The organism is Paraburkholderia sp. GAS32 (assembly GCF_050434225.1).
GTDB classification, from domain to species: domain Bacteria; phylum Pseudomonadota; class Gammaproteobacteria; order Burkholderiales; family Burkholderiaceae; genus Paraburkholderia; species Paraburkholderia madseniana.
The window spans coordinates 107,374-120,300 of the sequence record NZ_JBNPVS010000009.1; the positions used below are offsets into that span (position 1 = coordinate 107,374).

13 protein-coding genes and 1 pseudogene are annotated in these 12,927 nt (G+C 61.7%); 7 read left to right on the plus strand and 7 right to left on the minus strand.

Features of this window, described 5'->3' with window-relative positions:
• Nucleotides 1-20 precede the first annotated feature (20 nt).
• The 4 genes from cydB to rpoH all read right to left on the minus strand — a co-directional run bounded on the left by cydB (nucleotide 21) and on the right by rpoH (nucleotide 4,321).
• Nucleotides 21-1,157, minus strand: coding sequence for a cytochrome d ubiquinol oxidase subunit II (gene cydB, locus P3T25_RS13655; protein WP_429358216.1), 1,137 nt, complete (start codon nucleotides 1,155-1,157; stop codon nucleotides 21-23).
• 34 nt (nucleotides 1,158-1,191) lie between these two features.
• Nucleotides 1,192-2,787, minus strand: coding sequence for a cytochrome ubiquinol oxidase subunit I (locus tag P3T25_RS13660; RefSeq protein WP_154564563.1), 1,596 nt, complete (start codon nucleotides 2,785-2,787; stop codon nucleotides 1,192-1,194).
• Nucleotides 2,777-3,037 (minus strand): cytochrome oxidase putative small subunit CydP, encoded by a 261-nt coding sequence (gene cydP / locus P3T25_RS13665; protein WP_154564561.1) that lies wholly within the window; start codon nucleotides 3,035-3,037, stop codon nucleotides 2,777-2,779. Before cydP ends, P3T25_RS13660 begins: the two co-directional genes overlap by 11 nt.
• 348 nt (nucleotides 3,038-3,385) lie before the next feature.
• Nucleotides 3,386-4,321 (minus strand): RNA polymerase sigma factor RpoH, encoded by a 936-nt coding sequence (rpoH, locus tag P3T25_RS13670; RefSeq protein WP_168435870.1) that lies wholly within the window; start codon nucleotides 4,319-4,321, stop codon nucleotides 3,386-3,388.
• A 363-nt stretch (nucleotides 4,322-4,684) separates the two neighbouring features.
• Here rpoH and P3T25_RS13675 point away from each other — a divergent pair, with 363 nt between their 5' ends.
• Entirely contained in the window at nucleotides 4,685-5,248 is a 564-nt protein-coding gene (locus P3T25_RS13675; protein WP_171925165.1) for an acyloxyacyl hydrolase, read from the plus strand.
• 43 nt (nucleotides 5,249-5,291) lie between these two features.
• Nucleotides 5,292-5,675, plus strand: coding sequence for a nuclear transport factor 2 family protein (locus P3T25_RS13680; protein WP_097391220.1), 384 nt, complete (start codon nucleotides 5,292-5,294; stop codon nucleotides 5,673-5,675).
• Nucleotides 5,676-5,927: 252 nt separating this feature from the next.
• Here P3T25_RS13680 and P3T25_RS13685 read toward each other — a convergent pair.
• Nucleotides 5,928-6,911 (minus strand): annotated as a pseudogene (locus P3T25_RS13685) (2-isopropylmalate synthase); the annotation flags it as partial.
• A gap of 362 nt (nucleotides 6,912-7,273) precedes the next feature.
• Nucleotides 7,274-8,245 carry a DNA-binding protein YbiB gene (gene ybiB, locus P3T25_RS13690; RefSeq protein ID WP_154564556.1) on the minus strand — a complete coding sequence of 324 codons (972 nt, stop codon included), beginning with the start codon at nucleotides 8,243-8,245 and terminating at the stop codon, nucleotides 7,274-7,276.
• 250 nt (nucleotides 8,246-8,495) lie between these two features.
• On the opposite strand from ybiB, the gene P3T25_RS13695 reads away from it, so the two are divergent.
• Nucleotides 8,496-9,194 (plus strand): fumarylacetoacetate hydrolase family protein, encoded by a 699-nt coding sequence (locus P3T25_RS13695; RefSeq protein ID WP_429358217.1) that lies wholly within the window; start codon nucleotides 8,496-8,498, stop codon nucleotides 9,192-9,194.
• Between the two features lie 25 nt (nucleotides 9,195-9,219).
• Nucleotides 9,220-9,864, plus strand: a complete 645-nt coding sequence (maiA, locus tag P3T25_RS13700) for a maleylacetoacetate isomerase (RefSeq protein WP_171925169.1) — start codon at nucleotides 9,220-9,222, stop codon at nucleotides 9,862-9,864.
• 77 nt (nucleotides 9,865-9,941) lie between these two features.
• Here maiA and ftsY read toward each other — a convergent pair whose 3' ends face one another.
• Nucleotides 9,942-11,108 carry a signal recognition particle-docking protein FtsY gene (gene ftsY, locus P3T25_RS13705; RefSeq protein WP_154564552.1) on the minus strand — a complete coding sequence of 389 codons (1,167 nt, stop codon included), beginning with the start codon at nucleotides 11,106-11,108 and terminating at the stop codon, nucleotides 9,942-9,944.
• Between the two features lie 240 nt (nucleotides 11,109-11,348).
• On the opposite strand from ftsY, the gene rsmD reads away from it, so the two are divergent.
• The 3 genes from rsmD (at nucleotide 11,349) to P3T25_RS13720 (ending at nucleotide 12,911) form a co-directional block, all read left to right on the plus strand.
• Complete coding sequence (rsmD, locus tag P3T25_RS13710) at nucleotides 11,349-11,963, plus strand: 16S rRNA (guanine(966)-N(2))-methyltransferase RsmD (RefSeq protein WP_171925170.1); 615 nt, start codon at nucleotides 11,349-11,351, stop codon at nucleotides 11,961-11,963.
• Nucleotides 11,964-12,074: 111 nt separating this feature from the next.
• Entirely contained in the window at nucleotides 12,075-12,590 is a 516-nt protein-coding gene (coaD, locus tag P3T25_RS13715) for a pantetheine-phosphate adenylyltransferase (protein ID WP_154564548.1), read from the plus strand.
• Nucleotides 12,591-12,653: 63 nt separating this feature from the next.
• Nucleotides 12,654-12,911, plus strand: a complete 258-nt coding sequence (locus P3T25_RS13720; protein WP_054035799.1) for a YfhL family 4Fe-4S dicluster ferredoxin — start codon at nucleotides 12,654-12,656, stop codon at nucleotides 12,909-12,911.
• Nucleotides 12,912-12,927: the final 16 nt, after the last annotated feature.

A 12,927-nucleotide genomic window follows, 5' to 3' on the forward strand; every position in this document is an offset into this window, starting at 1 on the left:
CCTGTTATCTGTATTCCTGATCAATACATTGAATGGTGATTTTCTTCGAGCGCCGCGGCGGTCACCTTGCCTCGCATCACGCGATACACCCAGCTCGTGTAGATCAGGACGATCGGCAGGAAAATGATCACGGCGATCAGCATGATCTGCAGCGTCATGCGGCTCGAGGTCGAATCCCACACGGTCAGGCTGCTGCGGCCATCGAGCGAGGAGGGCATGATGAATGGGAACATCGAGAAGCCCGCCGTCAGGATCACGCCGATGATCATCAGCGTGGTCGCCAGGAAGGCGCTCTTTTCAAAACGCGAGCGCGCCAGCAACAAGGCAAGCACGCCACCGACGAGGCCGGCCACCGGCGCGATCACCATCCACGGATAGTTTGCGTAGTTGGTGAGCCACAGGCCGGGTGCGCCGATCACGTTCTTCAGCAGCGGGTTGGCCACCGTATCGAGCGGCGCGGCATCGACGATCTGATAACCGCCGATCATCGTGGCGATCAGCGCGCCGGCAAGCAGGAACAGCACCACGGCGGCGAGCGAAGCGATCCGCAGCGCCAGCGACGCACGCTCGGCGACGACGTCGTCTGCCTTCATCTTCACGAAGGCTGCGCCGTGAGCGGCCAGCATCGACACGCTAACGAGCCCGCACAGCACAGCAAACGGGTTGAGCAGGGCGAAGAAACTGCCGTGATACGTGACGCGCAGATCGGTGTCGAACGAGAACGGCACGCCTTGCAGCAGGTTGCCGAACGCCACGCCGAACACCAGCGCCGGGACGAAGCCGCCGACAAACAACGCCCAATCCCATGCGCTGCGCCAGCGCGGGTCTTCACGTTTGCTGCGGTAGTCGAAGCCGACCGGCCGGAAAAACAGCGAGAACAGCACCAGCAGCATCGCGAAGTAGAAGCCGGAGAACGACGCGGCGTAAACCAGCGGCCACGCGGCGAACATCGCGCCGCCCGCTGTGATGAGCCACACCTGATTGCCTTCCCACGTCGCGCCGACCGTGTTGACGACAATGCGTCGCTCGGCGTCGGTCTTCGCGATGAACGGCAGCAGAATCGCCGCGCCCATGTCGAAGCCGTCGGTGAGCGCGAAGCCGATCAGCAGCACGCCGATCAACACCCACCAGATCAGTTTGAGGGTTGCGTAATCCATGATGATCTTTCCCTTGGAACAGAGTGGCGGCGAATCATGCGGCCGTGTTGGTCGGCAGCGACTGATTCAGCGGCTGTTGTTGTTCGTGGTGATAGCGCCCCGTGTGCAGCGACGAAGGCCCGAGTCGCGCGTACTTGAACATCAGCATGATTTCGATGATGAACAGCACCGTGTAGAACACGACGAAGCCGGCAATGCTCAGGTACAGATCGCCCGGCGTTAGGCTCGATGCGGACAACGCGGTCGGCAGAATGCCGGCGATGGTCCACGGTTGACGGCCCACTTCAGCAACGATCCAACCGAATTCAGCAGCGAGCCACGGCAACGGAATTGCCCATACTGCCCAGCGCAGGAACCAGCGGCGTTTCTCCAGCAGCAGGGAGCGCTGCGCGCAAAACCAGAACGCCAGTACGAAGGTCGCAAGGAACAGGATGCCGAGGCCGACCATCAGGCGGAACGAGAAGAACACGGGCGCCACCGGCGGAATCGTCTTCTTGGCGGCCTGCACGATCTGATCCGGCGTGGCGTCGGTGACGTTCGGGGTGAACTGCTTGAGCATCAGGCCGTAGCCGAGGTCCTCCTTGTGCGCGTCGAAGGCGGCTTTGACTTCGTCCGTGGCGTCGCCCTGTTTGAGCCTTTGCAGCGCGGCATAGGCGAGCATCCCGTTCTTGATGCGCACTTCGTTCTGGGCCATCAATTCCTTTAGGCCGACCACCGGTTCGTCGATCGAGCGCGTGGCGATGAGGCCGAGCGCATACGGAATGCGGATCGCATAGTCGGTGCGTTCTTCCTTCTGATTCGGAATGCCGATGATCGTGAAGGGCGCGGGTGCGGGCGCCGTTTCCCATTCGGATTCGATGGCGGCCAGCTTGACCTGCTGAACTTCGCCGGTGCGGTAGCCGGATTCGTCGCCGAGCACGATCACGCACAGTGTCGAGGCCAGACCGAAGCCGGCGGCAATAGCGAACGAGCGCAAGGCGAACTCGGTGTCGCGGCGCTTCAGCAGATACCACGACGACACACCGAGCACGAACATCGAAGCGGTCACGTAACCGGCCGATACGGTGTGCACGAACTTCACCTGCGCGACCGGATTGAACAGCACCGAGAAGATGCTGTCGAGTTCCATGCGCATGGTCTGGTAGTTGAAGGTGGCGCCGACCGGATTGTTCATCCAGCCGTTGGCCACCAGAATCCACAGCGCCGACAGGTTCGAGCCTAGCGCGACGAGGAACGTGACGCCCACGTGCTGCACTTTCGAGAGCCGCTTCCATCCGAAGAAGAACAGGCCGACGAAGGTCGACTCGAGGAAGAACGCCATCAACCCTTCAACGGCCAGCGGCACGCCGAAAATGTCGCCGACATAGTGCGAGTAGTACGACCAGTTGGTGCCGAACTGGAATTCCAGCGTGAGACCGGTGGTGACGCCCATCGCAAAGTTGATGCCGAACAGCTTGCCCCAGAACTGGGTCATGTCCTTGTAGATCTGCTTGCCGGTCATTACATAGACGGATTCCATGATGACGAGCAGCCAGGACAGACCGAGCGTGAGCGGCACGAACAGAAAGTGATAAAGCGCCGTGATGGCGAACTGGAGGCGCGACAGTTCTACGACTTCGCTAACGGGCATGTTGACCACCTTGGGACGGATGCGAGGCAGGCACGGACAGCAGCGCCTGCGCGACTTGTTCAGGCGGCAGCGACATATGCTCCGCCTGCGGATGATTGAAAAAAGCGTACTTGAGCGCCATCAGCAGTACGAATTTGATGGCGAGGACGATGGCGATATCCCGCGCCAGCGTCGGACCGCGTACCCAGGCGGCGAGCCGTTTGCGCAGGCTCGAGCGAGGGTTGTTATTGCGATTCAGGGCTATGGTCATGATCGGTAGAAGGCAACTTCACACCGGTTTAACCGGCTGGATCCAGGCCGTTTCAGGGGCCTGGCAAGTTCATCCCGATTCTAGGAGCAATGACCTAGTGCGCGTAAGTTCGGCACTGCGGCATTGGGTCGCGAACGTCACGCCGTCTGAACAGTATTGCTATGGGGTTTGTGATACGTCAAGAAACACGTGTTTGGTGGGCATGTCCTTGAGTGAGTGCGCGTGCGTCTTCGATTGAGCGCAGGCATTGTCGAGCGGGCACAAAAAAGCCCTGCCTTCTTGCGAGGGCAGGGCTCTGCAGCTAAACAGCGCGCGCCAGACGAGCCGGCACGACTCAAGCTTTAAGTGTTACGCATATTCACTCAACGCGCCGCGCATTTTCTTCATTGCGCTCGCCTCGATCTGGCGAATACGTTCGGCCGACACGCCGAATTCGTCGGCCAGTTCGTGCAGCGTCGAGCCGCCCGAACCATCGTCTTCCACCTTCAGCCAACGTGCCTCGATGATGCGGCGGCTGCGGGCGTCCAGCGCGTCCAGCGCGCTCGCGATACCGTCGCTATGCAGCTTGTCGCGCTGACGCGAAGCCAGCACCGCAGTCGGCTCGCTATGCGAGTCGGCGAGGTAGGCGATCGGCGCGTACGACTCTTCGCCGTCTTCGACCTGGCCTTCCAGCGCGATATCGCCGCCGGACAAGCGCGTTTCCATCTCGGCCACTTCTTCGCGCTTCACGTTCAGCTCTTTGGCAAGACCTTCGATCTCGTCCGGCGTGAATGCGCCCAGGCCCTGCTTGTGGCTGCGCAGGTTGAAGAACAGCTTGCGCTGCGCTTTGGTGGTGGCGACCTTCACCATCCGCCAATTGCGCAGAATGTATTCGTGGATCTCAGCCTTGATCCAGTGCATGGCGTACGACACGAGGCGTACGTTCTGCTCGGGGTCAAAGCGCTTCACGGCCTTCATCAGGCCGATATTGCCTTCCTGGATCAGGTCGGCATGCGGCAGTCCATAACCAAGGTAATTGCGCGCGATCGATACGACCAGCCGCAGGTGCGACAGGACGAGACGGCGCGCGGACCCGAGGTTGTCCTGCTCGCGAAATTCGGTGGCGAACTGGCGTTCTTCCGCCGGCGTCAGCATCGGAATCCGATTTACGGCCTGGATGTAGGCGTCGATATTGCCCAGTTGACCGGGCAGCAGCGAGGAATGCGAGAGCGCCAGTGCACCTGCCGAAGCGGCCTTAGCCGATGACGGGCTCAAAGTACTCGGAAGGGTCATTGCATGGCTCACGTAGGAAACTCCTTTGGAATCAGACAAAAGCGTATTCAGGTAAACGACTCCAGCGTTGGATGTTAGCACTCTGATTTGCCGAGTGCTAATACTTAGAGGCTGTAGGGACATCCAAGTTCCGCAAATTCCTATTGAAATTTAGATTTTGATAGTAATGGTATACCTTTATGGCCAGGTGTGTGTGAGTCGCAGGATTTACCTGACAAAACGCCTTCATTCTTATAAATGACCGATATTTTCAAAAATAGAAGTGACTAATTGCGGAAATTTTGCTTTCTTCATACGATCCGCCGGATGTACATTGTCTTTAGAATAAACGGGACAGTGATCTACTGACCAACGTTCGACTAGCTCGGGTGTGCGATGAAGAACAAAAAAAATGCGTTGCGTGGTGTGGTTCTAAAAGGCGCTTCGGCGGCCATCCTGTTTGGCGCTTCGGGACTGGCGGCAGCCGACCAGTTCGGCGTGCAGATCGCCGGCGGCCTGGGAGATAACCACATTAAAAAGCTCGATCTCGGCCTGGTCTGGGATCCGAATCTGACGTGGTGGCAGATCGGCGATTGGCACTTTTCGCTGATCGGCGAAGCGCACGTGGCCTGGTGGCATACCGACGAAGGGAATGTGCACGAGAACATCGGCGAGATCGGTGTGACGCCGATCATTCGCTTCATCGACGGAGCGGGCGCGATTCGCCCTTACGTCGAAGCGGGCGCCGGTATCCGCCTTCTGACGAGTCCGAGAATCGCCACTGACCTCACGCTCTCGACCGCGTTCCAGTTCGCCCCCATGGCGGGTGTCGGCCTGCAATTCGGCAGTCGTCAGCAGTACGAGGCGGGCTATCGCTTCCAGCATATTTCCAATGGCGGTATCAAAGAGCCGAATCCTGGTATAAATTTCCACCAGCTATATTTGCAATATAACTTCTGACGACCGTGGCCACGTTCGGCTCACCGGTGCAAGGGGCTGAGCAATGGCGGCAAAGATAATCGAAGCGATTCGCGGGCTCGAGCGAGAACGCTTCCGTGCGATGGTCGACGGCGACGGGCAGTCGCTCGATGCGCTGCTCGCGGACAACGTGAGCTATGTCCATACGAACGGCAAGCGTGAAACGAAGCGACAGTTCATCGACGGTATTACCGCCGGGCGCCGCCGCTATCGGCAGATCGAGGTGCAGTCGCAAGAAGTGCTGCCGGTGGGGCGCGAGACCTGCGTCGTCACCGGGCGCGCGCTGATCGAAATGGAAGCGAACAACGGAGCGCTGCTGTTTCCGATCGCGTACACGGCGATTCACACACAGGAAGATGGGCAATGGCGCCTGATCGCCTGGCAGGCGACGCGTTGCGCGATCGAGTGAGCCTTGTGAGCCCACTTCGTTTCGCTGGTCGCAGTTGGTGAGCGCCTTGTGAGCACTCGAACGGCACGAGCAGGCGGGTCGCACCGCCCATGCTGAATTCGCCGCCTGGTGGGTTCGGCCGGGCGGGTTTTGATGCAGTTGCGCCGCCGCGAACGCGGTCTGAACCGCGACGGTCGGCTCCGCCCCGCCTCAAGCCACTCAGGCAGCGACGCGCTGCAGATCCTCGTCGCTCCACACCGGCCGCTCTGCAGCATCGCCCGCATACGGATGCCGCGGATGCACCGGAATCTGATTGCAGCGCTCGACCACGCGCCGCACCGCACCAATATCCGAAAAGTCGAGGCCTGGGTCGACGCCCTGCGCGTCAAGGTTCATCGCGAGCGTAACGAGGTCCACGTTGCCCGTGCGCTCGCCGTTGCCGAACAGACATCCTTCGACGCGATCCGCGCCCGCCAGCAGCGCCAGTTCCGTAGCAGCCACGGCGGTGCCGCGATCGTTATGCGGATGCACCGACAGCACGATGCTGTCGCGATAACTGAGATTGCGGTCCATCCATTCGATCTGGTCGGCGAACACGTTGGGTGTCGCGGCCTCGACGCTAGCGGGCAAATTGACGATCATCTTGTCGTCGCGCGTGGGCCGCCACGTCTGCGCAACTGCGTCGCATACTTCACGCGCGTACGGGAGTTCGGTCGTGTTGAAGGTTTCGGGCGAATACTGGAACGTCCAGTGCGTATCGGGCCGCGCGTGCGCATGTTTCTTGATGAGGCACGTGCCTTCCACAGCCAGTGCCTTGATCTGCTCCTTCGACTGGTTGAAGACGATCTTGCGAAACGACGGGCAGATTGCGTTGTACAGGTGCACGATGGCGCGCGGCGCGCCCTCCAGCGATTCGAACGTGCGCGCAATCAGTTCGGCGCGTGAGGGCACGAACACTTCGATCGTCACGTCGTCGGGAATGCGGTTTTCTTCGATCAGTTTGCGCACGAAATCGAAGTCGGTTCGCGAGGCCGACGGGAAACCGACTTCGATTTCCTTGAAGCCGATCGCTACCAGCATCTCGAAGAATTCGAGTTTTTGTACGGCATTCATCGGCTCGATTAGTGCCTGATTGCCGTCACGCAGATCGGTGCTCATCCAGATCGGCGCGTGGTTGATCGTGCGGCTCGGCCATTTGCGCCCGGTGAGGCGCACTGCGGGAAAGGGACGGTATTTTTCAGCGGGATTGCGCAACATGAAATTGACCCTCGCGCTTCGTCCGAAGGGTAAACGGACGAACGCAAACGACTACAGGTTGTGAAGAACTACGGTCGGGGGTGAGACAGTAACTGCGGGGAACTGCGGAACGGCTTTGAGGACCGCGCTTTGGGCAACTAATCTGGGTGATTCAGGCTGCCAACGCGCGGCGCTACGTCTGACTTACGCTAGACGTAGCGATAGGGGCCGCGCTAGGCGGCCGGAGGTAATTCGGAGGGTGTTCGGAAGGGAACGCATAGGTCTAATGTATGACGGCTCGCAGCGGCATGTCAACCCGGGGCCGCCGTCCTGGCGCGTGAATGCAATGCCGCAAGCGCTGCGTTGCACTCACGCCGCGCGCATCACACGGGTATTTTCGCGACGTCGACGATCAGCTCCACTTGCCGTTCGATCGCGCTCGGGACAGGCGCTTCGCCGCGCAACACGGCGTCGATCCACGCGGCCGTGGTCGCTGCGTCGCGAGCTTCGGGCAAGTCGACTTCAGGCGCGTCGGGCGACGAGCGCTCATGCGGCACGCGCGTTTCGCAGATGCCGTCGTGCAGCCAATCCACTTGCACCTGGCGGCGCGTGTCGGCCACCGCTTCGCCTTCGGTGCCGCGCGCGAGCAGGGCGCCGCCCTCCGCGGCGGCCGGGTGCGTGTTGAACAACTGCGTGAGACTGTCGCGATACGGCGGATGCGTGTAGTTCACGAGCCGCAGCCCGGCGGGCGCGAACGGCTGCAGAATTTTCACGAGCGTGTGCGTCGAATTGCGTACGCCCATCCTCCGGCGCAGGGAGAGAAGATGCGCGAGCTTCGGCGCGAGTACCTCGATCGGTGCGAACGCGAGACGGCGCTCGGCGAGACCGTCTTCGATGTCGGCGTGCGATCGCGCATGCGGGATCTGCAGATGTGTGAAGATTTCAGCGCTGGTCACGCGGCCCGGATCTTCCGTGACACCATGCACCAGCACCGGCACACCTTCGCGTGCCAGCAGCAGCGCGAGCAGCGGCACCAGGTTGGGCTGTTTGCGCGCGCCGTTGTAGGTGGGTATCGACACGGGCCGGAATGCCGCGTGCGGCAGATGAAGCGGTTCGAACGACGCCTGCGCGCCGGCCAGCATGGCGGCGAGTTCGTCTGCGGTTTCGCCTTTCACGCGATACGCGAGCAGCACGGCGCCGAGTTCGAGATCGGCCACGCGGCCGTCGAGCATCGCGGTGTAAAGCGTGCGCGTATCTTCAGCAGTCAGCGCGCGGGCGCCGTTCGGGCCGCGGCCGATTTCCTTGATATAGCGGGCGCAGGGGAAAAGATTGGCGGTGTCGGCGGTGTCGGTCATCGGGCGCAGTGGGACGGGGGCGTGCCGCCTTGGGGCGGTCGGCCGGGGAATTCAAAGGACGCTATCCAGTGTGAGTATCGCATCTATAGCGGCGAGGCGGTCCGGCGGGCCGGCGATCCCGTGAGACGATGCGGCGGAATCGCCGGTCCGCGCGTGCCGGTGCCGATCCGCTGCGCGGCGCTTTGCCGCGCGTTACACTCGATGTTTTATCGCCGCGCGGGCGCGGCACAATCCAGAAACGGAGAACGGGATGAGTTACGTATTTGCACCCGCACCGGTCGTTGCGGTGCCGGTCGTGGGGTCCAGCGAGCAGTTCGCGGTGCGTCGCATCTACTGCGTGGGCCGCAACTACGAGGCGCACGCGCGTGAGATGGGGCACGATCCTGACCGCGAACCACCGTTCTTCTTCGCCAAGCCGTCCGATGCCGTGCTGTATGTCGCGCCCGGTGCGACCGGCGAATTCCCCTATCCCTCGCAATCGAAGAACGTCCACTTCGAGATGGAACTGGTGGCGGCGATCGGCAAAGGCGGCAAGAACATTCCGGCCGAAAGCGCACTCGACCACGTGTACGGTTATGCGCTCGGTCTCGACATGACACGCCGCGATCTGCAGGCCGAAGCGAAAAAGCTGGGCCGTCCGTGGGATACCGCAAAGGGCTTCGATCACTCGGCGCCCCTTGGTCCGATCCATCCGGTCACGACAGTCGGCCATGTCGGCAAGGGCGCGATCTGGTTATCGGTGAACGGCGAGGAAAAACAGAATTCGGACGTGTCGCAACTGATCTGGTCGGTGGCCGAGACGATTGCCTATCTGTCGACACTGTTCGAACTGCAACCTGGCGATCTGATTTTCACCGGCACGCCGGAAGGTGTCGGCGCGGTGGTGCAGGGCGACCTCATGAAGGGCGGCGTGGACGGGCTCGGCGAGCTCAACGTACGCGTCGTCTGAAGCGCGGTGGGAGGAGACACATAACATGAAGCTTTACAGCTATTTCCGGAGTTCGGCGTCCTATCGCGTGCGCATCGCGCTGAACCTGAAGGGCCTGCCGTACGACTATGTGCCGGTGCACCTCGTGCGCGACGGCGGCGAGCAGTTGAAGCCCGAGTATCGCAAGGTGAATGCGGACGGCATCGTGCCCACATTCGTCGACGGCAACGAAGTGATGCCGCAGTCGCTCGCGATCATCGAGTATCTGGAAGAAACGCATCCCGAACCGCCGCTCTTGCCCGGCACGCCGGCCGAGCGCGCGTATGTGCGCTCGGTAGCGTTGCAGGTGGCGTGCGAGATTCATCCGCTGAACAATCTGCGCGTGCTGAAATACCTGAAACACACGCTGTGTCTCGACGACGACGCAAAAGACGCGTGGTACAAGCATTGGGTCGAAGCGGGTTTTGCGACGCTCGATGCACATCTGGCGGGCGATTCGCGCACCGGCAAGCTGTGCTTCGGCGACACGCCGACACTGGCTGACGCCTGTCTGATTCCCCAGGTATTCAACGCCCAGCGCTTCAAGGTGGATACGGCGAAGTTTCCGACGATTCAGCGCATCTACGAGCACGCAATGCAGATCGACGCGTTCGCTCGTGCAGCGCCCGGTGTTCAGCCCGACGCGGAATGATGCGGTGATTTGAATGAAAAAAGGGCGCTCGGTGAAGGGCGCCCTTTCTGCTTGTTCTGCGACGAACGTTGCTGCGTTCAACCGCCCAGCAACGCGTCCGAAAACTCTTCCGCGCTGAACGGCTGCAAGTCCTCCACCTTTTCGCCGACGCCGATGAAGTACACCGGAATCGGACGCTGCCGCGCGATCGCCGCGAGAATGCCACCCTTCGCCGTGCCGTCGAGTTTGGTGACGATCAGGCCGGTGAGGCCGAGCGCGTCGTCGAAGGCCTTCACTTGCGCGAGACCATTCTGGCCGGTGTTCGCATCGATCACCAGCAGCACTTCATGCGGCGCGCCGTCTTGCGCCTTGCCGATCACGCGCTTTACCTTGCGCAGTTCTTCCATCAGATGCAACTGGGTCGGCAGACGGCCGGCCGTGTCCGCCATCATGACGTCGATCTTGCGCGCACGCGCGGCGCCGACCGCATCGTAAATCACCGCTGCCGGGTCGCCGCTTTCCTGCGACACCACCGTCACGTTGTTGCGCTGGCCCCAGATTGCAAGTTGCTCGCGCGCGGCTGCGCGGAAGGTGTCGCCCGCAGCCAGCAGCACCGACTGATCGAAGCTCTGCAGATGCTTGGCGAGCTTGCCGATGCTGGTGGTTTTGCCTGCACCGTTGACGCCCGCGATCATTACGACCAGCGGTTGCGCGCGGCCGAGCATCAGCGATTTTTCCAGCGGCTTGAGAAGGTCGATCAGCAGCGTGCGCAGCGCTGCTTTCACCTGCTGAGGATCGGTGAGGCGTTCGGTGCGCACTTTTTCGCGCAACGATTCGAGCAGGAATTCGGTGGCTTCGACGCCCGCATCCGACATCAGCAGCGCCGTCTCGAGTTCTTCGTACAAGTCTTCGTCGATCTTCGCGCCGACGAAAATGCCGGTCAGGCTCGAACTCGTTTTCGACAGACCGGTCTTCAGGCGCGTGAGCCACGAGCGCTTTGCGCTCGCGTCCTGCATAGGTGGCGGGACGATTTCGACGGTTTCGAGCGCGGGTGCTTCGGGTTCGGGCTCATTGATGGACGCGGCAGCAGCCGGTTGCGTATCGGCGCTAACCGGAGCAACCGGCCGCGGCGCCGACGGCGCGACGGGCGCTTGCGGCGCCTCTACGGCGGGTTCGGGCGCGAGGGCTTCCGGCGCCGTCTGCGATTCTTCTGGCGCGTTATCGGACTCTTTCGAACCCTTGAATCGTTTGAAAAAGCTGAACATGATCTGGCGTGGTGAGAGCGCGCGCCGATGCGCGCAGCCGGGACGGGCCCGTGGGAGCGGCAGGCAGCGTTGCGATGCGGGATGCAAGGCGCTGGAAGCCGCACATTTTATCAGGCGCGCCGCCGCCCGTCGTATTGGCCGAACGGCCAGGCTGGACGCCCGGCGCCCCTGTGGTAACGTTGGCGCTCCAGTCCGCACGCATCGGCGTCGCGGGTGCCCTTATAACGTAATCGAAACTGCATGCCCCGTTCTGCTCCTTCACGCGCCCACGGCGCTTCGTCCAAAGGCGGCAAGCCGCACGCCATCCGTATCATCGGCGGCGACTGGAAGCGCACACCGCTGCCCGTGCTCGACCTCGACGGCCTGCGCCCCACGCCCGACCGCGTGCGCGAAACGCTGTTCAACTGGCTCGGCCAACGGCTGGACGGCCAGCGCTGCCTCGATCTGTTCGCCGGTAGCGGCGCACTCGGCTTCGAAGCTGCCTCGCGCGGCGCGGCGCGGGTGTTGATGGTCGAGCGCAATGCGCGGGCCGCCAGCCAGTTGCGCGCGAACCAGGAACGCCTGGCGGCGCGTACGATCGAAATCGCGGAAGCCGACGGCTTGCGCCTCGCGGCGAGCCTCGCCCCCGGATCGTTCGACGTGGTGTTTCTCGATCCGCCGTTCGACGGCGATCTGCTCGACAAGGCGCTCGCTCTGGCCGTGCCGCTGCTGAGCCCGGAAGGTTTTCTGTACGTGGAGGCAGGCGATGCGCTCGAACTGGATGGGAATGAGACGCTCGCCGGTTGGGAAGTCGTGCGGCAAGGCAAAGCTGGCGCTGTCCACTTTCATTTGCTGCAGCGCGAAAATAAGGAATAATGCGCGTTCCAAAACAAGCAGCGGACGGGTACCGTCACGCGTGCGGTCGGTGCCAAATGCGTCGCGTGGACGCTTTGACGTGCCCATTTGTCTGAAGAGAGGAGAAGTCTCATGGTAGTCGCCGTGTACCCGGGCACGTTCGACCCGCTGACGCGCGGTCACGAAGACCTCGTTCGGCGCGCGTCGAGCATTTTCGACACGCTGGTGGTGGGCGTTGCCGACAGCCGCAACAAGAAGCCGTTCTTTACGCTGACAGAGCGACTCGACATCGCTCATGAAGTGCTCGGGCATTACCCGAACGTTCAGGTGATGAGCTTCAAAGGGCTATTGAAAGACTTTGTCCGCAGCAATAACGCTCGGGTGATCGTGCGTGGCCTGCGTGCCGTCTCGGACTTCGAATATGAGTTCCAGATGGCCGGCATGAACCGCTATCTGCTGCCTGACGTCGAAACCATGTTCATGACGCCGTCCGATCAATACCAGTTCATCTCCGGCACCATCGTGCGTGAAATCGCGCAACTGGGCGGCGACGTCAGCAAGTTTGTGTTCCCGTCGGTCGAAAAATGGCTGAAGGAGAAGGTTGCCGCGCTGGATCCGAACGAAGGTGTTTCGGCGGGGCAACCGTAACCGGCGTAAACTGTCGGATTGACGGATCAAAGCTGGCTTCGGCCGGCGCGAAGTGAGAGAAGTATGGCCTTGATGATTACCGACGAGTGCATCAATTGCGACGTGTGCGAGCCCGAGTGCCCGAACGACGCGATCTCGATGGGCCCGGAAATCTACGTGATCGACCCGAAGAAATGCACCGAGTGCGTCGGCCATTTCGACGAGCCCCAGTGTATTCAGGTGTGCCCGGTCGAGTGTATTCCGCGCGACCCCGAGCATCTGGAGACGGCGGAAGGTCTGATGGCGAAGTACCACGCGCTGCAGGCTGCGAAGGGCGCGTGAGAGTTGAATGATGGTG